The sequence below is a fragment of the Microbulbifer sp. CnH-101-G genome (assembly GCF_052466775.1).
In genome coordinates this window covers 1321407-1345505 of record NZ_CP174292.1, presented here as the reverse complement: position 1 = coordinate 1345505, position 24099 = coordinate 1321407, and the positions used below count along the sequence as shown (strand labels likewise).

Sequence of the window (24099 nt, the reverse complement as noted above, 5' to 3'; positions counted from 1 at the left end):
CGACAGCCCCTTTGAATCACTTTAAAATCATATAGCTATACAAAAATGATACGAAGGTGCAATGTGGAAATATGGTCACTTCGACCACTATCCCTAAATATACCACTTTACGTAACTCATTGTATTTAATGATTTTTTGAAGCATATTTGCTAAACCTATCAAAATAACGGTCACGATGACCGAAATTCCAGCTCGCATCTGGTCATATTTTTTGCAAGACTGTATATATAACCAGAGTTGGGTGTGTTTAAATGGATGACATTCCTATACCGATCCCCAAAAGCTCCTCTCGATTTATGGATCGATTGCGAACTTTCATGCGATCAAAGTATTTGGCATACAAAACCGAGCAAACCTATTGCTATTGGATTAAAGACTTCATTCGCTTTAATCAGATGCGCCACCCAGAAGCACTAGGCAAGACTGAAGTGAATAACTGGCTCAGTCATTTAGCAACCAATCGATCCGTATCAATCAATACCCAGAAAACGGCTTTAAATGCAGTCGTATTTTTATACAAGCAGTTTATGGGCCTTGAACTAGGTGAGCTCAAATTTCACAGCAGTCATCGTCCCAGGCGGTTGCCAGTGGTTTTCAGCCATGTGGAGGCCACAGATATTTTGGAGCAGCTTACTGGCCCGGCAAAGCTTGCTGCATCTTTGATGTTCGGTTCCGGTCTTAGGGTCATGGAAGCCGTGCGGCTTCGGGTGAAAGACGTTGATTTTACAGAGCAGTGTATATTCGTACGTGAAGCCAAGGGTGAAAAGTGGAGAAGGACCCTACTACCTAAATCTCTTATTGAACCATTAAGGGCCCAAATTCACTATGCTCTCTCGCTCCATCAGCAGGATCTCGTTGAAGGATATGGCGAGGTCTATCTCCCATTTGCGCTAGCCGGAAAGTTCCCAAAGGCTGCCACCAACCCCGTTTGGCAATATATATTTCCTGCTAGAGAGCGCTCGCTCGATCCTCGTAGCGATATCATACGAAGGCATCATATTGGAGAACAACAGATAAGGCGTGCAGTCGCCAAGGCTATTTCGAGCTTGGGTATACGAAAAAAAGCCAGCTGCCACACCTTCAGGCATTCATTCGCTACCAACCTATTACGATCAGGTGCAGACATTCGCAATATTCAAGAACTTCTTGGTCACAATGATATAAGTACTACGATGATCTACACACACGTGATTGGTGTTCATGAACGTGGGATTAGCAGTCCATTAGATTAGATTGAGCCCCGGGCATGATCTCTAAAAACGGCTGAGCTTTAAGTTCTTCTCTCACTCTCTGCTAAAAGACCCGTTGCTTTTTAACAAGGTACTCTGTAGTAAATATTTTCACTGTCAATCTCAAAACCTAAAGACTGATATAATTGACGTGCGCGATTGTTTCTTTTCTCTGTTTTAAGTTCAATACGAATGGCCTGAGTTTCCTTTGCAAAATCTATCGCAGCCTGGATCAGCCTCTTAGAAACGCCCCTCCCCCTATAGCGGCTTGACACCCCTAAGTCATTTAAAATCCACAGGCGTGCAAGAGCAAGGGAAGAAAAGCTGGGATAAAGATTCACAAAACCCATTACCTCAGGACACTCGGAATCTATTGCTATAAAAAGTGTGGAAGCCTGACTGTCGATCAAGTTGCCTAGAAAAGACTCAGTTCCAATTAAGTCCGATTTATAGCCACAAAACACCCTGTATTCATCAAATAATTGAGTCACCTCAGGCACATGATGGCTTTCACATCGTAATATTTTCACAAAGTCCTCTCGCAATTTACAAAAGCATTTCAGCTTACCAAATTAGCTGCAAGTCAGTTCTTGCAACTAATCCAAGGGGACATCAGTAGAGAAATGTCGCAGTCCCAGTAGCAATTAATTCTTCCCGGTCATTACTCAACTCCATACGCGCAACCACGAGTTTATTGCCCGTGCGTAGAATCGAGCCCTCACAGAGAAAGTGCTCCCCCCTTCCGGGCTTTAAATAATCCACGCGCATATCTACCGTACCCAGCTTAGAAAGGCGATCGGCTTTTTCTTTCCAGTGCAGATCCCCCATGCGCTGATATGCAGCAACCATTGCGGTAAGGCCACCGACAGTATCCAGAGCAGTGGCAATTACACCGCCGTGCAAAATATTCGTCCAGACGTTACCTATCAACTCTGGACGCTGTTGAAAGCCGGCGGAAAGAGTAAGTGCCTCTAGGTCTAGGGAGCGCATTTCAAGGCCAATCTGTTGGTTAAAAGGGATCTTTTCAAAAAATCCCTTTACCAGCTCCTGAAATTCATGGGGAGAGGGCTCTGTCATAATCTTGCAACCCGGTTGAGGCCATCCAGTGCGGCACTGCGATAGGCCTCCGCCATGGTGGGGTAGTTGAATGTGGTATTCACGAAATAATCGATAGTGTTATTTGGAGAAGGCTGCTTCATGATGGCCTGGCCAATATGCACGATCTCTGCCGCTTCAGCACCAAAACAGTGGATGCCTAGGATCTCACGGGTCTCGATATGGAATAGAATCTTGAGCATGCCCACGCGCTCGCCGGATATCTGAGCCCGCGCTGTGTGCTTAAAGAGCGCGCGCCCCACCTCATAGGGTACCTTGGCGGCTGTCAGTTCGGATTCGGTTTTACCCACTGAGGAAATTTCCGGTAGGGTATAAATACCAGTGGGCGCATCCTCGATTACACGGTGACCGCGGCCGGCTATGGCTGCCGCTACGGCCCTACCCTGGTCATAGGAGGCACTGGCAAGGCTGGGCCAACCAATAACATCGCCGACGGCAAAGATATTTTCCACCTCAGTACAGTAGTGATCATCCACGCTTAACTGACCGCGATGGTTGGCTTCGAGGCCGACATTTTCCAGTCCCAGGGAGCTGGTATTACCTGTACGGCCGTTACACCAGAGTAGAGCATCGGCATGGATACGCTTACCAGATTGCATTTCCATAATTACGCCCTGTTCATTCGGGAGTACACGCGCATACTCTTCTTGGTGACGAACAGTGACCCCCATATCCCGTAGGTGATAACTCAGGGCATCAGAGATCTCATCATCCAGGAATTCCAATAGGCTACTGCGGGTATTGATCAAATCTACCTTGATGCCGAGACCAGCAAAAATAGAAGCGTATTCACAGCCAATCACGCCGGCGCCGTAGATCATGATGGAATGCGGTGTGTGTTGCATATCCAGAATCATATCGCTGTCGTAGACACGCTCGTGATCGAAGTCTACATCGGCGGGACGATATGGGCGGGAGCCGGTGGCGATAATAAATTTTTTCGCGGTGACAATTTCCATAGCACCATCGGGCAGTTGTACTTCCACGCTATTAGCATCGCGGAAATTTGCCGCCCCAACGATCAATTCAACTCGGTTACGCGCATAAAAAGAAGTGTGCATTTCCACTTGATAGGAAATCACTTTATTGACCGTCTGCATCACCTGGGGAAACGTTAGGCGGCGCGGTTCACCCAGAGCACGAAAAACACTCTGAGTGTTATAGCGCATTAATTGTTTGACAGAGTGGCGCAGTGCCTTGGAGGGAATAGTGCCTTTATGGGTACAATTGCCACCCACTACTTGGCGTTTTTCAATCACTGCGACGCGCATGCCCTTTTTCGCGGCACTCATTGCGGCGGCCTCACCTGCGGGGCCAGAACCAATTACAACCAAGTCAAACTTTTGCTCTGCCATCTATTGCTCTAATTCTTTTTTCCAAAACGGAATGTAAGCCGTACTAGCGACTCACACTCAATATTAAAATCGGCACGATTGGTGCCAATGATATAAAACTACAAGCCCGTTGCTCACGGGCTTGGGGACTGCTTACTTGCGTTTAGTGGCATCGTAAGCAAGATCTTCAGCGGCAGCTTTTTCTTGAAGCTGTCGCTCCTGCTCTTTTTCGCATTTGTCGTCATTGCCACCACAAATGGAGCAATCCTGCTTCATACCAATATTATTCAAACCACCACAGGAACCTTTTAATGGCTTGTTTTGCACCATGGCGCCGAGCGCCATGCCAGCGACAACTAACAACATGGCAACAAAAGCAAAGATAAAAATTGTCATTACTCAGACCTCTCTAGGTAAGGAGCAAAAGCGGAGCTAAACCGCTCTTCAAATCCTTTATCAGTTTTAACCAGCATAAAAACGGCCAGGTTATCCCTCTCAGCCAAATCCAACCCTTCTTTAGCACCAAGTACATTGAGGGCGGTAGCCAAACCATCAGCTTCTGCGCAGCTCTCAGCCACCACAGTGACCGAAGCGAGATTGTGAGTTAATGGCCGCCCGGTACGCGGGTCGATACTGTGCGAATAGCGGATGCCATCGCGCTCATAGTAATTGCGGTAATCGCCACTGGTGGCCACCGCTTTACCACTAACTTCTATAGGCTGCTGAACCATTTGACCGAAGGAGTCTGGAGACTCAATACCAATTCGCCAAGCCTTACCTTTTGGATTCACCCCAAGGGTTCGCAGTTCACCACCGATCTCGACCAGGTAGTTACGAACCCCTTGACGCTCCAATAACAAGGCGACCCGGTCGACGCCATGCCCCTTAGCAATAGCCGACAAATCTATTTCCACCGGCCGTTGGCGGGTGATGGTATTCGGCTGACGAGTTACCGAGAGCGCATCAGATCCCACAACTTTTAGCAGGCGTTCGATATCCGCATCAGCGGGAATCTGCTCCGGCTCAGGCTTGGGGCCAAACCCCCACAAATTGACCAGAGGACCAACGGTCACCTCGAAGGCGCCATTGCTACGACGGTAGATATCCAGGGACATCTCTACAATATCTGCGAGTGGCTGGCTGACCGGGATGGGTTCGCCGATAGGGCCGCGATTTAGCAGCATCAACTCGGAATCGTTGATGTAAGTGGACATCTCCTGATTGACCTGCTGCAGCTCGCTATCAATCAGCTTCTGCAACGCATTGCGGTCTATACCATCGGGAACATCCACTAGGGTGATGTGATAACTGGTGCCCATGGTACGGCCGCTGAGCTGCCAGTTTTCCACCCCTGGAGTACAGGCTGAAAAAATTACAGCCACACAAAGCAAAAACAGGGCCGGAAAAACGGGCCCTGTTTTTGTTTTTTGCGGGGCTTTGATTGCGTTTAGCAAACTAAGCTCTCCGTTTAACCACCGAAGTCATCGAGGAGAATATTTTCATCCTCTACGCCCAAGTCTTTGAGCATATTGATTACCGCGGCGTTCATCATGGGCGGCCCACACATGTAGTACTCGCAGTCTTCCGGAGCCGGGTGGTCTTTCAGGTAATTTTCATACACCACGTTGTGAATGAAGCCCGTGTAACCCGTCCAGTTATCTTCCGGCTGCGGATCGGAAAGCGCCACGTGCCACTTGAAGTTATCAAACTCAGCAGCCAGGCCGTTGTAGTCATCTTCGTAGAACATCTCGCGCAGAGAGCGCGCGCCGTACCAGAAGCTGATCTTGCGCTTGGAGTGCAGACGCTTGAGCTGGTCGAAGATGTGTGAACGCATCGGCGCCATACCGGCACCACCACCGATAAACACCATCTCGTTGTCGGTTTCCTTGGCGAAGAACTCACCGAAGGGTCCGTACACCTTGATCTTGTCACCCGGCTTCAGGCTGAACACGTAGGAAGACATCTGACCCGGCGGGATACCCTCGGTACGGGGCGGCGGAGTCGCGATACGGATGTTGAACTTAACAACACCTTTTTCTTCCGGGTAGTTAGCCATGGAGTAGGCGCGAACCACAGGCTCGGTCACCTTGGACTCCAGCTTGAAGAAGCCAAAGTGCTCCCAGTCACCGCGGTACTGGTCTTCTACTTCGAAGTCAGCAAATTTAACGTGGTGAGCTGGGGCTTCCAGCTGTACGTAACCGCCAGCACGGAAGTCAACGTTTTCGCCTTCGGGCAGACGCAAGGTCAGCTCTTTAATGAAGGTGGCAACGTTGGGGTTGGATTCCACAGTGCACTCCCACTGCTTCACGCCGAACACCTCTTCCGGCACTTCGATTTCCATGTCCTGCTTAACTGCAACCTGACAGGAAAGGCGCTTGCCTTCTTTCGCATCGCGCGGGGTAAAGTGAGCCGCTTCGGTCGGCAGCATATCGCCACCGCCCGCAGTCACTTTACATACACACTGCGCACAGCTACCACCGCCACCACAGGCGGAGGCCAGGAACAGATTATTGGCAGCCAGGGTTTGCAGCAGCTTGCCGCCGGCCGGTACGGTGAGAGTCTTCTCACCGTTAACCAAAATGTTGACGTTGCCGGTGTTTACCAGGCGCGAGCGGGCCGCAAGGATCACCGCCACCAGCGCCAGTACGATGACGGTAAACATCGCTACGCCGAGGATAATTTCAATACTCATTCTATTGTTTTCCCCGCTTAGATATCGATGCCGCCGAAGGACATGAAGCCCAAGGACATCAGACCAACGGTTACGAAGGTGATGCCCAGACCTTTCAGGCCATCCGGTACGTCGCTGTACTTCAGCTTTTCGCGAATACCGGCCAGAGCGGTAATCGCCAGTGCCCAGCCGAGGCCGGCACCGAAGCCGTAGGCAACACTCTCACCGAACGCGTATTCGCGCTCAACCATGAACAGAGAGGCACCCATAATGGCGCAGTTCACGGTGATCAGCGGCAGGAATACACCCAGGGCGTTGTAGAGCGCCGGTACATATTTATCCAGGAACATCTCCAGGATCTGTACCAGTGCCGCAATTACGCCGATGTAGGACAGCAGGCCGAGGAAGCTCAGGTCCACGTCGGGGTAACCGGCCCAGGCCAGCGCACCGTCTTTCAGCAGGTAGGTGTAGATCAGGTTATTGACCGGTACTGTCAGGGTCAGCACCACGATAACCGCAACACCCAGGCCAATCGCAGCTTCGATCTTCTTCGATACGGCCAGGAAGGTACACATACCGAGGAAGAAGGCCAACGCCATGTTTTCAACGAAAACGGCGCGGATAATCAAAGAAATATAATGTTCCATGGATTAGGCCTCCTGCGCTTGGGAATTAGGCGCAATCTTGAACTCGTCTTGCTCAACCTGGGCAGGCTTCCAGGCGCGGATTGCCCAGATGAACAGGCCGATCAGGAAGAATGCGCTGGGCGGCAATAACAGCAGACCATTGGGGATATACCAACCGCCGTTGCTCACGGTGGTCAGGATGTCCACACCGAACAGCTTACCAGCACCGAACAGTTCACGGATTACCGCGAGACCAATCAGGATAACGCTGTAGCCCAGACCGTTACCGAGACCATCGAAGAAGCTGGGCAGCGGCGGATTCTTCATAGCGAAAGCTTCCGCACGGCCCATTACGATACAGTTGGTAATGATCAGGCCAACGAATACGGACAGCTGCTTGGAGATGTCGTAAGCCAATGCCTTGATCAGCTGATCCACCAGGATTACCAATGAGGCAATCACGGTCATCTGAACGATGATACGGATACTGTTCGGGATCTGCTTGCGGATCAGAGATACCGCAACGTTGGAACAGGCCACAACCGAGGTCAGGGCGATACACATTACCAGGGTCACCTGCAGCGAGCTGGTTACAGCCAGTGCAGAACAGATACCCAGGATCTGCAGCGCGATCGGGTTGTTGTTAAAAATCGGCTCTAGCAGAGTCTCTTTAATTTTCATGCTTATGCCTCCCCTGCTTTCAGGTTTTTCAGGAAGGGACCATAACCCTGGTTACCCAACCAGAAGTTCACCAGGTTGCTAACGCCCTTACTGGTCAGAGTCGCACCGGACAGGCCGTCTACTTCGTGAATCGCATTCGGGCTTTTCGGATTAACCTGCCCTTTGATCACGCTGATATCGACGTTGCCCTGGCTGTCGAAGACTTGCTTACCAACCCACTGGGATTTCCAGTTGGGGTTGTCCACTTCGCCACCCAGTCCGGGAGTTTCCTTGTGCTCGTAGAAGCCGAGGCCCGCTACGGTGTCGAGGTTGCTCTCCAGCGCGAGGAAGCCGTACAAGGTACCCCAAAGGCCGTAGCCACGGACAGGCAGAATGATCTTGTCCAGCTTGCCATCTTTCTCCACCAGGTATACCTCTTTGGTATTTTCCCGGCGGATGATCTTAGCGGTGTCCTCGTCTGCCGGCAGTCTCTCACTGGCAGAGGGGATCTTGGAAGCAGCGCGACCACTGCCGCCAGCCGGCGCTTCATCGGTGAACTTACCGGTGTTCAGGTCAACGTATTTGATCTTCACATCGGCGAAGGCTTTCTCGACTTGCGCTTTGTTAGCGTGAGAGTCCTTCAGCAGGCCACCAGCCATCAGTACGTTGCGCTTCATGTCCAGCTCGGCATTCGCCTGCTGGGCAGGCTTCAGCATTACCGCCGCAGTGGAAACCACTACGGAGCACACCAGGCACATTACCAGCGCGACAATCAGAGTACCGGTTACGGAATCTTTATTAGCCACGTGCCAACCTCCGTTTGATATTGGACTGCACCACAAAGTGGTCAAACAGCGGAGCGAACAGGTTAGCGAACAGGATCGCCAGCATCATGCCTTCCGGGAAGGCCGGGTTCACTACACGAATCAGGACAACCATCACCCCGATCAGAATGCCGTACCACCAGCGACCAGTGTTGGTCATGGCAGCGGAAACCGGGTCAGTGGTCATAAAGATCAGGCCGAAAGCAAAACCGCCCACCACCAGGTGCCAGTACCAGGGTACCTGGAACATCGGGTTGGTTTCGGAACCGATCATGTTGAACATAAATGCGGTGGCCATCATACCCAGCAGGGTGCCGGCTACGATGCGCCAGCTGGCGATCTTCATGCCCATCAGGATTACACCGGCAATCAGGATAGCCAGGGTTGAAGTTTCACCGATGGAACCATGTATCTTGCCGAAGAAAGCGTCGAACCAGGTTACCTGGCCAACCGCAGCGTTCACGATACCGTTCTGGATACCTTCGCTGGCCATAACAGACAGCGCAGTTGCACCGGTGTAACCGTCAACCGCAGTCCAGACAGCATCGCCAGACATGGCCGCCGGGTAGGCGAAGAATACGAACGCACGACCGGTCAGTGCCGGGTTGAGGAAGTTTTTGCCGGTACCACCGAACACTTCCTTACCGATCACCACGCCGAAGCTGATGCCCATAGCCACCATCCACAGAGGCAGATCCGGCGGACAGGTTAAAGCAAACAGAATGGAGGTTACGAAGAAACCTTCGTTCACTTCGTGACCGCGCACAGCGGCGAACAGCACTTCCCAGATACCACCCACAATAAAGGTGACCGCATAAATCGGCAGGAAGTACATAGCTCCGTAGACAAAGTTGTCCCACAGGCTCGCAGGGTTATAGGAGGTCAGAGCACCAATAATGGCGTGACGCCAGCCGGACAGATCCGGATTGGTCATACCTTCCAGAATAGTGTTGGCCTGGAAACCGATATTCCACATACCGTAGAAGGCAGGGATCATCGCACAAGCCCACACGGTGATCATAATACGCTTCAGGTCGATACCATCGCGCACATGAGCCGTGGTCTTGGTTTTATCAGCCGGCTGGAACAAGCCAGTATCTATGGCCTCAAAGAGGGCATAGAACTTTTCGAACTTGCCGCCTTTGTGGAATTTCGGTTCGATAGAATCGAGGAATTTACGCAACATACTTACCCCTCCTTCTCAATACGGGTCAGGTTGTCCCGCAAAATGGGGCCGTATTCGTACTTGCCCGGACACACAAAGGTACACAGTGCCAGATCTTCCTCATCCAGTTCCAGAGCACCCAGTTTCTGGGCCATAGCGGTATCACCCACGATCAGGGAGCGCAGTAGCTGGGTCGGCAGTACGTCCAGCGGCATGACCTTCTCATAAGTGCCGACCGGCACCATGGCACGCTCGGAACCGTTAGTACTGGTGGTGAAGTTGAACAGCTTGTTCTTGAACAGGCGCGAGAGGTAAATCGGGAAAACAGAGAAGCGCTTGTTACCGGCACGCAGGTAGTGCAGGAAAGGACGCTCATCGCCCTCTTCCAGGACGGATACCTGATTATGGTAGCGACCCAGGTAACCCAAAGGACCTTCAGCGGTGCGGCCGCCAAATACGGAGCCGGAAATAACGCGATCGTTATCACCTTTCAGCTCACCGGAAGTCAAAGTTTCCAGGCTGGCGCCGAGACGAGTGCGCAAAAGACGCGGCTGCTTGACTTGAGGGCCGGCCAGGGAAACAACGCGATCGGTGAACAGTTTACCGGTGGTAAACAGTTTGCCTACGGCGATCACATCCTGGTAGTTAATGGTAAATACACTGCGAGAACCGGAAACCGGATTCAAGTAGTGAATATGGGTACCGGACAGGCCAGCCGGATGGGGGCCGGCAAAAGCTTCGCGGCGAATATTCGCAGCGTTCGGTACGGGGATGTCTGCATCAGGGGCGGTACAGACGTAAGTGGTTTCAGCCAGCTTGGAAAGAATCTCAACGCCCTGAGAGAAGGCTTTAGGATTCTCGGCAATCACCACTTCTGGATTGGCAGCCAGTGGGTTGGTGTCCATCGCATTGATAAACACCGCTTCCGGCTTGGCATCCAAAGCGGGGACGCGGCTGAACGGGCGGGTGCGCAGTGCGGTCCACATGCCAGACTCAACCAGGTTCTCAACAACCTGCTCACGTGTCAGGCCAGACAGCTTATCTGCGCTGTAGCTCTGGAACTGTTCCGCTGCATCACCGTCTATGCCAATCACAACGGATTGCAGAACACGGCGGGCACCACGATTGATAGCAACAACACGACCGGCGGCCGGCGCTGTGTAGCGCACACCTTCGGTTTTTTTGTCACTGAACAGTAGCTGACCAAGATTGACGCGATCCCCTACAGCCACTGCCATTGTCGGTTTCATCCCGTGATAATCGGGGCCGAGAACAGCAACGGTCTTGATCGCAGGTCCTTTGTGGATGACCTGCTCGGGCGCGCCGGATATGGGTAAGTCCAATCCCCGACGGATCTTTCTCATACGCCTATGCCTAAGTTTCTAGTTTATAAAATTGCAATAAAGCTCACCCGCCCAGGTTCAAACTGAAAAACAGTCAATCCCGGACTGGCGAGCCATACTGTGGAATTCTGTGCTGCGAGGGCTTATGCCGTTTCACCCGTAGACCGGGCGGAAGGAAGCTAACTAATGGTTGTGCGCGCTAACTTCTCGGCGCACGGCCGCCCCGCAAAATCGCGCGCATTATAAAGATGGGGCAAAAGCTTTACCAGCCTGGAAGCGTCCAAAGTGGCTCTGAGATAGGAAATTTCTACTGAAAAAACAGGGATTTGGCGAGAAGTGGGCGGGCGGCTGTGACTGCCGCCCCACCCTTACGGTCAGCCCTGCGGGCCGACCTGCAGACCTTTGGCTGACGCCTTAGTCTTTCTTGGGGAACAACTCGTAACGAACGCCAGCCATGTCTTCCAGGCAGCGAACCACCTGGCAGCTGTAGCCGAACTCATTGTCGTACCAGCAGTAGAGCACCGCATTCTTGCCATCCACGATAGTCGCAGTGGAATCGAATACGCAGGCAACGCGGGAACCAACAAAGTCGCTGGACACCACTTCCGGGGAGTTGGTGAAATCGATCTGCTGACGCAGTGGCGAGTGCAGTGCCACATCGCGCATGTATTCGTTCAGCTCTTCCTTGGTGGTCTCTTTACCCAGATTCAGGTTCAGGATCGCCATGGAAACATTGGGGGTCGGAACACGGATTGCGTTGCCGGTGAGCTTACCTTTCAGCTCGGGCAGCGCTTTGGCAACCGCCTTGGCAGCACCAGTTTCAGTCAGAACCATGTTCAGCGCTGCAGCGCGACCGCGACGCTCACCTTTGTGATAGTTGTCGATCAGGTTCTGGTCGTTGGTGTAGGCGTGTACGGTTTCTACGTGGCCGTGCTCAACACCGTAGCCGTCCATCATCGCCTTCAGGACAGGCACAATGGCGTTAGTGGTACAGGAAGCGGCAGACAGCACCTTGTCTTCCGGCTTGATATCGCTGCTGTTGATACCGTAAACGATATTCTTGATATCGCCCTTGCCCGGCGCAGTCAGAAGCACCTTGGAAGCGCCTGGGCTCTGCAGGTGCTGACTCAGACCTTCTTCATCGCGCCATACACCGGTGCTGTCAACGATAATCGCATCGTTGATACCGTGCTGGGTGTAATCCACTTCCTGTGGGGAGTTGGCGTAGATAATCTTGATTTCGTTACCGTTACAGATCAGGGAGTTGGTCTCCTCGTCTACACGGATAGTGCCCTGGAAAGCGCCGTGTACGGAGTCGCGGCGCAGCAGAGAAGCGCGCTTCACCAGATCGTTGGGGGCCTTGCCCTTGCGCAGTACGATAGCGCGCAGACGCAGAACATCACCACTACCGGCCTTGTCGATCAGCAGGCGGGCAACCAGACGGCCGATACGACCAAAACCGTAGATCACAACATCTTTGGATTCGGGCAGAGGCTTGCCGGCACCCGCTGCGTCGGACAGCTCTTCACGTACAAATTCGTCCACGGACAGGCCGCGGTCATCGCGCATAAATTTGTTGGTCAGGGTTCCCAGGTCGATGTGGACAGGGCCCAGCTCCAGCTTGCAGATAGCTTCCAACACCGGGAAGGTTTCAAACTCGGAGAGTTCGTTTTCCTCAACCTGACGCACGAAGCGATGCGCTTTCATGATGCTCAGTACAGAGCGGTTAACCAGGTTGCGGCCGTACATATAAATGCCGACGTTTTGCTCGCGGTTGAGCTTTCCAATCATCGGGATCATGGATTCGGCCAGCGCTTCACGCTGCTTCCAATCCTTGAAAAAGTCCGCGGGCTTCGGTCGCTTCTGAGTCACTATCGGACACCTCTGCAATGTGTTTAATAGGCAGGAAATCTCGGCCCACAAACCACTCGGGGGCCGTACGGCTGCGCATTATCAGGATTCACCCACGGCTGTGCAACTGCGCAAAAAAAAACCAAAAAAATGTAGTAAAACTACCTTTTTGTTGCCACAAGCTGTCCCGATGCGCAATCTCCCAAAAAAGCCTAGCCGTTTGAGACCAAATTCACCGGCGCAGATATCATAGACTGCAGCCTAATCCGATCGCGGCTACAATAGCCGCCCCTGGCACTACAGCAAATGAAAGCGCGGATATTTAAGGAAAGATGACCGATATACAGCCTCTAACTCCTCCCAAATTTCACGGCGATAGCGACCGGCAATTCTGGGGGCAACTACACGGCGCAGCGGCCGCGCTCGCCATTCTCAATGCTGCCCGCAACAGCCAATCCCCTACTCTGCTGGTCACTCGGGACAGCCTTGAAGCACACCGTTTAGAGGTGCAACTGAAATTTTTTAACAAAGCGCGGAGAGATGGGACCTCACAGAGCGATTTTCAGATCTTCCATTTCCCCGATTGGGAGATCCTCCCCTACGACACCTTCTCTCCCCACCAGGACATTATTTCGGACCGCCTGGCCACTCTCTACCGCCTGCCGCAAATGGGGAGCGGTATCGTCATCGTCCCTGTAAGCACTTTGATGCATCGCCTGCCTCCCAGCGATTATGTGGCCGGCAATGCCCTGATCCTCAATGAGGGGCAACAGTTTGATATCGATATCCAGCGCCGCCTGCTTGAACAGGCCGGCTATCACTGTGTAGATACCGTCTACGAACACGGCGAGTTTGCCGTGCGCGGCTCACTCATGGATATTTTCCCTATGGGCAGCCCGCTGCCCTACCGCATCGACCTGTTCGATGATGAGATTGAGTCCCTGCGCACTTTTGATCCAGAAACCCAGCGCACCGTGGACAAGGTGGAAACTATTCACCTACTGCCCGCTAGGGAATTCCCTATGCATAAAGCCGGCCTTTCCGGCTTCCTGCAAAACTGGCATGAACAGTTTCAAGTTGACCCCAGTCTGGCGCCCATTTACCAGGATATCAGTGCAGGCATTGCGCCAGCAGGCATCGAATATTATTTGCCATTATTTTTCGATAATAACTGCGCGAGCCTGTTCGACTACCTACCAGAAAACAGCCAGGCATTTATTCAGGGGAATATTCAAGCACCAGTAGACAGCTTCTGGCGCGAGGTCAGCAACCGCTATGAAAGCCGCCGCGGCGATCTGACCCGTCCGATCCTGCAGCCCCGCCAAATTCTGCTGGATATCGACGAGTTCAACGGTGCACTCAAGTCGATGCCGAGAGCCATTTTCTCCAACGAGACACTGCCCGAGACTCAGGGCAATCACAACTTTGACACCCAGGTGCCACCGACATTACCAGTGGACGGAAAAGCCGAGCAGCCCATGGCAGCCCTGGAGAGTTATTTGATGGAGTATTCCGGGCGGGTACTCTTTTGTGCCGAGAGCGGTGGGCGCCGCGAGGCACTACTTGAGCTACTCAAAGGCATACGCTTATCTCCACCCACCTTTCAAAGCTGGCAAGAGTTCCTTCAAAGCGATAAATCCATCGGCATCACTGTAGCCCCTCTGGATCAGGGGTTACTGCTCAGCGACCCCGCCATCAACCTGATCGCGGAGCCACAGCTGTTTGGCGAACGAGTGCTTCAACAGCGCCGCCGTAAAAAAGCCAAAGATGATGCTGACAATGCAGTCAAAAATTTGGCGGAACTGCGAATCGGAACCCCGGTGGTACATATCGACCACGGCGTGGGGCGCTATCGCGGCCTGCAACATCTTGAAATCGATGGGCAGCCGGCAGAGTTTCTGACCCTGGAATATGCCGATGAGGCCAAACTCTATGTGCCCGTAGCCAGCCTGCACCTGATCAGCCGATACTCCGGGGCTGACGAAGCCCTGGCCCCCTTGCATAAAATGGGCAGTGAGCAGTGGCAAAAGGCCAAACGCAAAGCGGCCGAAAAAGTACGTGATGCCGCCGCCGAGCTTTTAGATATCTACGCCCGCCGGGAAGCCCGTGTCGGCCATGCCTTTGCCGATCCCAAACTGGCTTATCGCGAATTCGCCGCCGGTTTCCCCTTCGAAGAGACCCCGGACCAACAGCAAGCTATCGAAGCCGTGGTCGGCGATATGCTGTCGAAAAAACCCATGGATCGACTAGTGTGTGGCGATGTGGGCTTTGGTAAAACCGAAGTCGCCATGCGTGCAGCCTTTGTCGCCGCCCACGCCGGCAAACAGGTGGCCATGCTGGTTCCCACCACCCTGCTGGCACAGCAGCATTTCCAATCCTTCCAGGATCGCTTTGCCGACTGGCCCATCAATATCGAGGTCATCTCCCGCTTCCGCTCCGGCAAAGAAGTGGACAGCGTGAAAGAGAAAGTAGCGAGCGGCAAGGTGGACATCCTGGTCGGCACCCACAAATTGCTGCAGAGCGATCTGGATTTCAAAAACCTGGGATTACTGATTATCGACGAGGAGCACCGTTTCGGTGTACGTCAGAAGGAGCGACTCAAGAGCCTGCGCGCGGAGGTGGATATCCTCAACCTAACAGCCACACCGATTCCGCGCACCTTGAATATGGCCATGGCCGGTATTCGAGATCTCTCGGTCATCGCTACCCCACCGGCGCGACGCCTATCGGTAAAGACTTTTGTACGCGAGCGCGACGATGCCCTGGTGAAGGAAGCCATACTGCGGGAGATCCTCCGTGGTGGGCAGGTGTACTTCCTGCATAACGAGGTTAAGAGCATTGAGCGTATTGCCCGGGAACTGCAGGAAATGATTCCCGAGGCCCGTATCGGTATTGGTCACGGCCAGATGCGCGAGCGCGAGCTGGAACAGGTCATGAGTGACTTTTACCACAAGCGCTTCAATGTATTGGTCTGCACCACCATTATCGAGACAGGCATCGACGTCCCTACGGCCAACACTATCCTGATCGAACGTGCGGATAAATTTGGCCTAGCCCAGCTACACCAGCTGCGCGGCCGTGTGGGGCGCTCCCACCACCAGGCCTATGCCTATTTACTCACCCCCAGCAAACGCTCGATGACTGGCGATGCCATCAAGCGCCTGGAAGCTATCAGCGAAGCCCAGGATCTGGGAGCCGGTTTCACCCTGGCCACCCACGACCTGGAAATCCGCGGTGCCGGCGAGTTACTTGGCGAGGAGCAGAGCGGACAGATTCAGAGCGTGGGCTTTAACCTGTATATGGAGATGCTCGATCGCGCAGTGAAGGCCATCCGCGAGGGGCGCACTCCCAATATCGACGAACCCCTGGAATCCCCGGCGGTAGATGTCAATCTGCGAGTACCGGCACTAATCCCCGAGGATTACCTGCCGGATGTGCACGGCCGCCTGATGATGTATAAACGCATCGCCAATGCCGTCGATCGCCAACAGCTCAAAGAGCTTCAGGTGGAAATGATCGACCGCTTTGGCCTGCTGCCCGAACCGGTAAAACACCTGTTCCGCACCACAGAAATTAAACTGAAGGCGGATAAAATGGGGATTCGCAAGCTGGAGGCCTCCGCTGTCCGCGGCCGCATTGAGTTTGCCGAGAACACCCAGGTAGACCCCCTGACTTTAGTGAAAATGGTGCAGACCCAGCCGGGACGCTATCAACTTGCAGGTGCCAACCAGTTGAACTTCAGCCTCGATGAAGAGGGCCCCGAGCGCAAACTACAGGAAATCAACGAAGTGTTGGAGCGACTGGCCCAGTGATAGCACCCTGCAACCGGTGATGGGGTCGATCGACAGGGGAGCAACCCCCTGCCACAATCCCCCGCACAGATACCCAGTTGCAGAATGCCTCCAGGCCCTGACAACAGACAGATGGAAAAAAGTGGTAAACCCATGACCATAAAAAAGATAGCGCACCTCTGCTCTACCTTGGCCCTGGCGCTCTCCGCCGCGGCCACTCAGGCGGCGAACTATGCCGGCAATACCTTTGAGATCGAGATGATCGTATTCGAGCGCCCCCAAGGCATGGCGCAAACCAGTGAAACCTGGCCTGCAGAGCCCAAGCTCTCATACCCAAGTCGCTGGGTGGATTTCAATACCCGCACACATCAAAAGGAAACCTCTAAAAGCCCGGCGGCCCCCACACTTTCAGAACCTAACGGGTCCACCCACGACCCTCGCGGAACGACGAACCTGGACGAGGAGCCTATCGGCTTTGAAGCGATGGGACTCAATGGCAACACTACTGACGAGACGCCACTCTCCCGCTTGATGCTTTCCCCGGTAGCCACCAAGCTGGACAACAAGGTTGCCGCACTGGTGAGAGGCGGGGACCGTATTTTGTTTCACAAAGCCTGGCACCAGGTGCTGGAACAAAAGCACAAGTCTCCAGCGATTCTGATTGACGGTGGTGACGCCTATGCTGGACACCATCAGCTGGAGGGCTCGATCACCTTGAGCGTCTCTCGCTATTTGCACCTAAGTACAAACCTCTGGCTAAGCGACTTTTCAGCTCCGGCATCCGAAAAAGGTATCCGCCTGCCTCTTCGCCCCAGAGTCACACCGACAGCCTCTATTGAAGAGGCCTCCACACACCTTGCCCATGAAGGAAATAATTCTTTCTCCAATCAAGAGCCGCAAGATGCTCTTAGTCCAGCTGCGAGACAAGAACCAATGACCCTTGATGCTTCGCGTCCAGTTGCCGAACAGCCAGTACATGTTATGCGAGCCGCTCATTTACAACATGAGCGCCGTATGCGAAGTGGCCAGCTTCACTATATTGACCATCCGGCATTTGGCATTCTGATTGAAATTCGCACGGTTGCCGGCATCAAAGAAGAGCCCACCGAAGAAATAAGCTCTGACACCCTTTAGAAAACCAGCAAATAAAAAGCCTGCGAAGCTCCACAAAAATATCCCCCTCTTTTATTTTCCTGAAAGGGGGGGGATTTCATTCCTAATAGCGTACCCATTCAAAAGTAAAAACAAATTAATCCCGCAGCAGCCAAACAATATCCACCAAACCCAACGAGACAATCAAACGAATTTGATTGTTCCTAAGGCAATAAAATTTTTCTATAAGAGTGATTCAGAAGGATCTCAATAGTGAATAGACATACAACTGCTAGGAGCAAATCAGGAAATCCTCTTCACCTCAACATTGGCCCACCTTAATATTGACCCACCTTAATATTGACTCACCTTAACACTGACTCACCCTAACGAAATTTACTCGAAGCTATTTGCCACATAAGTAAGTGAAAAATTTAAAAGTAAAACCATAAGCTTTCAAATATCCCCCAACAAATACACCGCATCCAACCCCAGCCATTAAAGCGCACATACCATTAAATCGATTTCATATTTATTAAAGCCGTGAAAAAATTTAATTTTTCTGAATATTTCAAGGGGCTAATTATTAGAGAAAACACAACGCGAAACGGAATCGATGTAATTGGTCACACGCGAAAGGCATATCACCTCAGTAAATAGATTAACCGGGCGAAGGGGGGGGGAGATAGAAAAGCGAGCCAAGCAGCCCGCTTTAGAGGCGCTGGCAGAGTTAGCGGCTGGCTACCGCAAACTCTACACGATAACAGTTCTTTCAACGAGCGATCCGAAAATCACTCACAGGGAACAACATCTTCCGCCAGCAGTCCTTTGTCACCTTGTTGCATTTCGAACTCAACCGCTTGCCCCTCGTTAAGGGTTTTATAACCCTCTCCGCGAATGCTGCGATAGTGAACGAAAATATCTTCAGTTCCTTCTCCACAGGTGATGAAGCCATAACCCCGTGCGTTATTGAACCACTTCACTGTACCTGTAACGCGATCACTCATTGAGAAAACCTCATTATTGTTATTGCGCCTACCTCTATTACCTCACTGCTTATTTCGGCAAGAGGGGCAAACGCCACCCCATTGTTAACAAACTGCTCCATGCAGAATGCTATCTTGCTTCACCCTTTTGAGAGATACCCAAAGGGCGTAACCTGATTCTTAGATAAAACAGCGCCAGTGTCTAGGTTTCTATGTGAAATAAATACTACGTTTTTACCACTAGGCATAATTAACCGTCAAAATCCCGATTAAGCTCCACATATAAACTAAACATTTGTACCTTATCGCACTCCCAATACTCAACTGTCTAACGCGGCTTCACGCGCTAATGAAGGAATATCGGCAATATGAACTGTTGAGGTCGGGAATGCACAGGAGGCGCCATGGCGCTCAATAATATTGAGCACATTCAACAAAACATCCTGTTTGATTTCATGGTACCTCACCCACTCGGTAGTTCTGGTAAAGGTGTATATAAAGAAATCCAGGGATGAGGCAGCAAAACTATTAAAATTAACAATAAGAGTCCGGTTGGCATCTATTTCCGGGTGATGCTGTAACATTTTCTTAACATCCGCCACGATCTGCGCCATCAAATGGGCATCTTTGTAACGGATACCAATAGTTTCAAAAATCCTGCGATTGAGCATCCTTGAAGGATTCTCGACAGATATTTGGGTGAATACGCTGTTGGGCACGTAAACCGGTCGCATATCAAAGGTGCGAATACGGGTTAAGCGCCAGCCAATGTCCTCGACGGTGCCCTCTATCTCTTTGTCCGGCGAGCGAATCCAATCGCCGACCGCGAAGGGCCGGTCCAGATAAATCATCAGACCGCCAAAGAAGTTCGCCAGCAAATCCTTAGCGGCAAAGCCGACTGCCAGCCCGCCAATGCCACCGAAAGCCAAAACACCGCTGACGCTATAGCCCAGGAACTGCATAATCACTATGCCTGCGGTGATGGCGATTGAAGCCCTCACCAGCTTGCCAATGGCCCTAACCGTGGTGGCATCCATCGGTTTGCCAATGTAGCGGGGGTTACACAGGTTGCGCTCCGCACTGTGGGAGAAGCGCCAGGCGAACCAGGAGAGCACCAGGATAAGACCTATCTCGCGGGCGGGCTCTGCCAGGGAAAAAATCTCCGACCCCGTTGCTAGGCCCGCACGCTGGGCGGCAACCGTCAGGCCCAGTAGCCAGATTAATACCTGCCCAGGTGGGGAAAGAGCCCCTACCAGCGCATCATCCCAAGGATTGACGGTCTTCTCAGCCCTGGCAGCCAGCTTTTGCACAAAGCGCCCAAAAATCCATGCCGCCAATGCGGAAGTCAATACAATCAAAAAAACAGAGACTATCCAGACCCGGTTATCACCCAGCCAGGACAACAGCACACTCTCTACGGACTCCACGATTCCCCCTCCACTCATAAAGCTGACTCCACTCCACCCAAATAGGCTTCAGTTGGGTTAAAAGCCAGCACATCTCAATTACTGCATTATTGAAGCTAACCAACTGCGCGTTCTACGCCAGCGCTCACTATTTTCAAGTTCCGCCCAGGAGGTGATTGAGGGCTTGCCGCGCATCGCTTTCAGACGTTCAATGGACTCCGCTGCAGGCTTAAAATTCTGTAGCCCAGTGAGGGACTCCAAAGCCCCGGCACGATTGTTACAGACCACCCCCATATCACAACCCGCCTCCAGTGCAGCTAGGATCCTCTCCCCATAACCGCCGGCTACACCCGCCCCCTCCATCGACAGGTCGTCACTGAAGATGACTCCATTAAACCCGAGTCGCCCCCGCAAAATATCCCTCAGCCAATATCGAGAAAAGCCCACGGGCTGACTATCAATGTTGACGAAGCGAATGTGGGCAGGCATCACAGCATCCAGTTCACCAATACCAATAAGCTCAATGAAGGGCAAGGCATCGGAATCCATAACCCGTTCCAGAGTCCGCTCATCCTGTGGAAGCTCCACATGACTGTCTTCCAATACATGGCCATGCCCGGGAAAATGCTTGCCAGTTGAGGCCATACCGGCCTCATGCATTCCTTGAATGAATGGCCTCGCAATAGCTGCCAAGCGACCGGGGTCTGGACAAAAACTGCGATCCCCAATAACCCGGCTATGACTATCATCCGCATCCAAAACGGGAGCAAAACTGAAGTCCACCCCTACCGCCAGTAACTCCGCAGCGAGTAACCAGCCCACATCCAGCAACTGTGCTGCAGATGCCTCTAAAGATAATTTCTGCATGGAAGGCAGGCGAGTAAAGCCCTCACGAAACCGCTGGACCCGCCCCCCCTCCTGGTCAACAGCCAGGAGAATCTCCGGACGTATAGATCGAATATCGGCAATCAACGCCTGCAGCTGATTGCGGTCCCGGTAATTGCGGGCAAAGAAAATCAAGCCGCCCACAAGCGGGTGACGTAAGAGCTCACAATCCTCATTGGTGAGCTCCTGCCCCTCAATATCAATCATCACTGGTCCAAGTGATGCGGACATATTCAATTCCTCTTATATTCACCAGCTCTATGGCTTAACTGGCCTCCACCTTCAGCATCGCAGAAGCGGCCGGCACAAGACGCTCCAGGGTTTCCGGCAAACTACTCTGAGCACCAAAATCCTCTCTCAGAATAGCCTCTATGGCATCGTAGCTCGACAAGGTGAAGATTGTGGCTCCCAGCATGAAATACAGGCGCCAGTAGAACGTAACGGGATCAACCCCTGGTAAGGCCTCAGCCAGCAGGCCGGCAAAGCGCCGGTAACTTTCACCGTAACGAGACACTATAAAGCGACGTAAGTGCCCCTGAAACTGTGTGTAGGCCAACCCCAGCAGTCGCATAAAGCGCTGCGGATCGAGCCCTCGCTCACTCAAACCGCCCAACCCCACCCTATAAAGGCTTTCTAATAGCCCCTCTACCCTAAGCGGCTGACCAGAAGCAATACGCCGATCGAGTTCTGACTCTAAAGCCTCGGTAAATGGGGTCAAAAAGCGTTCAAAGACCGCCTGGATCAGCTCTTTTTTTGAGCCAAAGTGGTAATTGACTGCCGCCAGGTTAACACCTGCTGTGCTCGTAATCGTTCTGAGAGAAGTTTCCGTAAAACCGCGCTCGGCAAATAGCACTTCAGCTGCGTCCAGTATCCGGCTAACGGTGTCCGTCTGGCTCATATATCAAACCATCATTTAAAACAGTTGTTTAACTCTGGCCAGATTAGCATATTCCTCTGCCAGTCGAACTGTACAAAACACCTTTAGGGGTTCTGATCGCTTATCACCATCGTGCAAGCGCCTGCGGAAAGAAAATTTCTCATAGTTGAAACTGACGTGTTGCTACATCGTTCAAGAGGTAATAACCACTGGTGCAGAACAACTGCTAATACCTCCGCCTGAATACTGCAACTTTAAGATAAGTGCTTTGAGAGGCTACCCGATAGATAGAGGGGCCAAGAAAGGTTAAATCAACTCAGAGACATGAATTCATGAACACATGAACACATGAACAAAAGAAACGGCTGAGGCAACCCATCTTTGCGGCCCAAGTCCATCTGAATTGCAGCTATCAATTAAAAATACAACCTTTAAGGCAGAGCTAAAATACCCTACGAAACAGCCATAAATTGAAAAAATTTAATCTGTAGCGACAAACCACTTCGCGGCATTCACTTTTTTTGACTAATCGATAATTGTTCTCCTGCAAGCTTTTTTAGTGCTGCCCTATCAATTTTGCCAGTGGGATTGAGAGGCATACTATCCAGGATTATTATCACTTCAGGGGCCTTGTAACCGACACGCTCTCTCGCACAATCAATAACACCCTCAACACTTGGCGCAGTGACACCGCTCTTCAGCGTAATAAAAGCCCACACATCCTCTCCATGAAGATCATTGTGAACGCCAACTACTCCAGCGAGATCAACCGCTGGATGCTCCATAACAGCTTCTTCAATTTCCTGGGGTGAGAGGTTTGAGCCATCTCGGACGATAATCTGCTTTTTTCGACCACGAAACCAAAAATAACCATGAGAATCGACACGCATAATATCACCGGTATCAAACCAGCCATTCTCAAGCACCGTTCGAGTTACTCCAGAATTAGCCCAATAACCAGTCATCACCGGCGCTCCACTGAGCCAGAGGTTACCATCTGTATCAGAGGCAACCTCCCTCCCCTCGTCATCACGTAAGCAAGCAATATAACCTGGGGAAACTTTCCCAACGGACCCAGCCTTCTCTATTGAGCTGGAAGGATTGAAAAGGCAATCTGGAGCCTCTGTGAGCCCATAAGTCTCCTGGATCATCAGACCAGTCTTGCGGACAAATTCAACTGCAAGATTGAGCGGAAATTTATCACCACCAGTAACACACAATCGAAGTGACGCGAAGTCTTCACGCCTTGCATCATGGTTGCGCTCCATCGAGATAAAAGCTGCGGGAATCATCACCAGCACAGTTGGCCGGTGAGATCGCAATAAGGAAAGAATTTCTGGCCCCTCAAAACTTTGAGGAATGACAACCATTGCACCTACAGAAAATGCAGCCATGGCTGTTGAAAGTGACCCCACATGTGCAATAGAGGCTCCAGGTAAAACAACATCATTGTGTGATAGATTTAAAGCAGCAGCGAAACTTGCCACAATAGACCCAAAAGAAAACTGACTGTGTGTGACACCCTTCGGCTCTCCGGTACTGCCGGATGTAAAGAAAAGGAATGCACAATCCTCTAAATCTGATGAAGGAGGCCCAACCGCTGGCAATCCAGAATCAACCAAACTTTCAAAATTCCAGGTATTTTCAAGAGCACTCTCAAAAATAAGAATACCTTTACTCAATCCGCCAACAGATTTATTAGATCGAATATCCTCTCTACGCTCCTCACCTACGCACAAGGCTACTGCGCCACTCACTTCAAGAGCACGATCAATTTCGGCTGAGGTGTAGCGATAGTTTAATGGAACTGCAACTAGCCCTAGCTTGATGCATGAGAGAAAAAAAATGAGCATTTCGCCTCGGTTCGGCATCAAAGATGCAAACCGTTCACCTTGACGAAAACCCTTCGCTACCAGCCTCTCAGCCAAAGTATCAATATCTCTTTGCAATTCTCGCCAGGTCCACGCTCGACTGCCGCAAAGTAGTGCTATCTCATCTGGCTTACTGTCTAGTGCGACCTGTAAGAGATTCTTCAAGTCCGCGGGCTTTGGTAGGGGGTCTCCATAAATCGGCACAGTTTGGCGTCCTATTGAGAATACAGGCTAGCTAATAAGTAAAAATACCCCTAATTACAAGCGATCAAATATAAGAATAATAGCAGGCTCATTAATCAGCCTGACACGCATTACAAACCGCTGAAACTGGCACCTGGTGATCAAAGGAGAGTATACGATTGGCAATA

20 protein-coding genes are annotated in these 24099 nt (G+C 51.9%); 3 read left to right on the top strand and 17 right to left on the bottom strand.

What is annotated here, in order from left to right; translation table 11 throughout:
• The first annotated feature begins 252 nt into the window (after positions 1-252).
• The gene (locus tag ACJJID_RS06055) at positions 253-1233 is read left to right on the top strand and encodes an integron integrase (RefSeq protein WP_444921907.1); all 981 of its coding nucleotides are present in this window, start codon (positions 253-255) and stop codon (positions 1231-1233) included.
• An 80-nt stretch (positions 1234-1313) separates the two neighbouring features.
• On the opposite strand, the gene ACJJID_RS06050 is transcribed toward ACJJID_RS06055, so the two are convergent.
• From ACJJID_RS06050 to ACJJID_RS05995, 12 genes are all read right to left on the bottom strand, one after another.
• Positions 1314-1760 carry a GNAT family N-acetyltransferase gene (locus tag ACJJID_RS06050; RefSeq protein WP_444921906.1) on the bottom strand — a complete coding sequence of 149 codons (447 nt, stop codon included), beginning with the start codon at positions 1758-1760 and terminating at the stop codon, positions 1314-1316.
• A gap of 82 nt (positions 1761-1842) precedes the next feature.
• Positions 1843-2307, bottom strand: coding sequence for a thioesterase family protein (locus ACJJID_RS06045; RefSeq protein ID WP_252081947.1), 465 nt, complete (start codon positions 2305-2307; stop codon positions 1843-1845).
• Entirely contained in the window at positions 2304-3701 is a 1398-nt protein-coding gene (sthA, locus tag ACJJID_RS06040) for a Si-specific NAD(P)(+) transhydrogenase (protein WP_152453286.1), read from the bottom strand. The genes ACJJID_RS06045 and sthA overlap by 4 nt, the downstream gene beginning before the upstream one ends.
• A gap of 132 nt (positions 3702-3833) precedes the next feature.
• Positions 3834-4076, bottom strand: a complete 243-nt coding sequence (gene nqrM / locus ACJJID_RS06035) for a (Na+)-NQR maturation NqrM (RefSeq protein WP_444921905.1) — start codon at positions 4074-4076, stop codon at positions 3834-3836.
• Complete coding sequence (locus tag ACJJID_RS06030) at positions 4076-5062, bottom strand: FAD:protein FMN transferase (RefSeq protein ID WP_444921904.1); 987 nt, start codon at positions 5060-5062, stop codon at positions 4076-4078. The genes nqrM and ACJJID_RS06030 overlap by 1 nt, the downstream gene beginning before the upstream one ends.
• 86 nt (positions 5063-5148) lie before the next feature.
• Positions 5149-6372, bottom strand: coding sequence for an NADH:ubiquinone reductase (Na(+)-transporting) subunit F (gene nqrF / locus ACJJID_RS06025; protein WP_152453280.1), 1224 nt, complete (start codon positions 6370-6372; stop codon positions 5149-5151).
• Between the two features lie 17 nt (positions 6373-6389).
• On the bottom strand, positions 6390-6998 hold the full coding sequence (gene nqrE / locus ACJJID_RS06020) for an NADH:ubiquinone reductase (Na(+)-transporting) subunit E (protein ID WP_020413086.1): 609 nt from the start codon (positions 6996-6998) through the stop codon (positions 6390-6392).
• Between the two features lie 3 nt (positions 6999-7001).
• Positions 7002-7658 carry an NADH:ubiquinone reductase (Na(+)-transporting) subunit D gene (locus ACJJID_RS06015; RefSeq protein WP_152453278.1) on the bottom strand — a complete coding sequence of 219 codons (657 nt, stop codon included), beginning with the start codon at positions 7656-7658 and terminating at the stop codon, positions 7002-7004.
• Positions 7659-7660: 2 nt separating this feature from the next.
• Complete coding sequence (locus ACJJID_RS06010; RefSeq protein WP_152453276.1) at positions 7661-8443, bottom strand: Na(+)-translocating NADH-quinone reductase subunit C; 783 nt, start codon at positions 8441-8443, stop codon at positions 7661-7663.
• Positions 8436-9647, bottom strand: a complete 1212-nt coding sequence (locus ACJJID_RS06005; protein WP_444904951.1) for an NADH:ubiquinone reductase (Na(+)-transporting) subunit B — start codon at positions 9645-9647, stop codon at positions 8436-8438. The genes ACJJID_RS06010 and ACJJID_RS06005 overlap by 8 nt, the downstream gene beginning before the upstream one ends.
• A 2-nt stretch (positions 9648-9649) precedes the next feature.
• Positions 9650-10990, bottom strand: a complete 1341-nt coding sequence (locus ACJJID_RS06000) for a Na(+)-translocating NADH-quinone reductase subunit A (protein WP_444921903.1) — start codon at positions 10988-10990, stop codon at positions 9650-9652.
• Between the two features lie 393 nt (positions 10991-11383).
• Complete coding sequence (locus tag ACJJID_RS05995; protein WP_444922613.1) at positions 11384-12844, bottom strand: glyceraldehyde-3-phosphate dehydrogenase; 1461 nt, start codon at positions 12842-12844, stop codon at positions 11384-11386.
• A 308-nt stretch (positions 12845-13152) separates the two neighbouring features.
• Between ACJJID_RS05995 and mfd the strand changes: the two genes are divergently transcribed.
• Together mfd and ACJJID_RS05985 are read left to right on the top strand one after the other, a co-directional pair.
• Positions 13153-16632 carry a transcription-repair coupling factor gene (gene mfd, locus ACJJID_RS05990; protein WP_444921902.1) on the top strand — a complete coding sequence of 1160 codons (3480 nt, stop codon included), beginning with the start codon at positions 13153-13155 and terminating at the stop codon, positions 16630-16632.
• A 132-nt stretch (positions 16633-16764) separates the two neighbouring features.
• Positions 16765-17745, top strand: a complete 981-nt coding sequence (locus ACJJID_RS05985) for a CsiV family protein (protein ID WP_444921901.1) — start codon at positions 16765-16767, stop codon at positions 17743-17745.
• Positions 17746-18494: 749 nt separating this feature from the next.
• On the opposite strand, the gene ACJJID_RS05980 is transcribed toward ACJJID_RS05985, so the two are convergent.
• From ACJJID_RS05980 to ACJJID_RS05960, 5 genes are all read right to left on the bottom strand, one after another.
• Positions 18495-18710 (bottom strand): cold-shock protein, encoded by a 216-nt coding sequence (locus ACJJID_RS05980; RefSeq protein WP_020413094.1) that lies wholly within the window; start codon positions 18708-18710, stop codon positions 18495-18497.
• Between the two features lie 299 nt (positions 18711-19009).
• On the bottom strand, positions 19010-20134 hold the full coding sequence (locus ACJJID_RS05975; RefSeq protein WP_172975356.1) for a mechanosensitive ion channel family protein: 1125 nt from the start codon (positions 20132-20134) through the stop codon (positions 19010-19012).
• A 60-nt stretch (positions 20135-20194) separates the two neighbouring features.
• Positions 20195-21211, bottom strand: a complete 1017-nt coding sequence (gene nagZ / locus ACJJID_RS05970) for a beta-N-acetylhexosaminidase (RefSeq protein WP_444921900.1) — start codon at positions 21209-21211, stop codon at positions 20195-20197.
• Positions 21212-21245: 34 nt separating this feature from the next.
• A complete protein-coding gene (locus ACJJID_RS05965; protein ID WP_444921899.1) occupies positions 21246-21878 on the bottom strand; it encodes a TetR/AcrR family transcriptional regulator in 633 nt (210 codons plus the stop codon).
• Positions 21879-22369: 491 nt separating this feature from the next.
• Positions 22370-23932, bottom strand: coding sequence for a class I adenylate-forming enzyme family protein (locus ACJJID_RS05960; protein ID WP_444921898.1), 1563 nt, complete (start codon positions 23930-23932; stop codon positions 22370-22372).
• Positions 23933-24099 lie beyond the last annotated feature (167 nt).

Excerpts from the sequence above, each read along its gene's own strand:
- ACJJID_RS06055 (WP_444921907.1), top strand. The coding sequence starts at position 253 with ATGGATGACATTCCTATACCGATCCCCAAAAGCTCCTCTCGATTTATG.
- ACJJID_RS06045 (WP_252081947.1), bottom strand. The coding sequence starts at position 2,307 with ATGACAGAGCCCTCTCCCCATGAATTTCAGGAGCTGGTAAAGGGATTT.
- sthA (WP_152453286.1), bottom strand. The coding sequence starts at position 3,701 with ATGGCAGAGCAAAAGTTTGACTTGGTTGTAATTGGTTCTGGCCCCGCA.
- nqrM (WP_444921905.1), bottom strand. The coding sequence starts at position 4,076 with ATGACAATTTTTATCTTTGCTTTTGTTGCCATGTTGTTAGTTGTCGCT.
- nqrF (WP_152453280.1), bottom strand. The coding sequence starts at position 6,372 with ATGAGTATTGAAATTATCCTCGGCGTAGCGATGTTTACCGTCATCGTA.
- nqrE (WP_020413086.1), bottom strand. The coding sequence starts at position 6,998 with ATGGAACATTATATTTCTTTGATTATCCGCGCCGTTTTCGTTGAAAAC.
- ACJJID_RS06015 (WP_152453278.1), bottom strand. The coding sequence starts at position 7,658 with ATGAAAATTAAAGAGACTCTGCTAGAGCCGATTTTTAACAACAACCCG.
- ACJJID_RS06005 (WP_444904951.1), bottom strand. The coding sequence starts at position 9,647 with ATGTTGCGTAAATTCCTCGATTCTATCGAACCGAAATTCCACAAAGGC.
- ACJJID_RS06000 (WP_444921903.1), bottom strand. The coding sequence starts at position 10,990 with ATGAGAAAGATCCGTCGGGGATTGGACTTACCCATATCCGGCGCGCCC.
- mfd (WP_444921902.1), top strand. The coding sequence starts at position 13,153 with ATGACCGATATACAGCCTCTAACTCCTCCCAAATTTCACGGCGATAGC.
- ACJJID_RS05985 (WP_444921901.1), top strand. The coding sequence starts at position 16,765 with ATGACCATAAAAAAGATAGCGCACCTCTGCTCTACCTTGGCCCTGGCG.
- ACJJID_RS05980 (WP_020413094.1), bottom strand. The coding sequence starts at position 18,710 with ATGAGTGATCGCGTTACAGGTACAGTGAAGTGGTTCAATAACGCACGG.
- ACJJID_RS05975 (WP_172975356.1), bottom strand. The coding sequence starts at position 20,134 with ATGAGTGGAGGGGGAATCGTGGAGTCCGTAGAGAGTGTGCTGTTGTCC.
- nagZ (WP_444921900.1), bottom strand. The coding sequence starts at position 21,211 with ATGTCCGCATCACTTGGACCAGTGATGATTGATATTGAGGGGCAGGAG.
- ACJJID_RS05965 (WP_444921899.1), bottom strand. The coding sequence starts at position 21,878 with ATGAGCCAGACGGACACCGTTAGCCGGATACTGGACGCAGCTGAAGTG.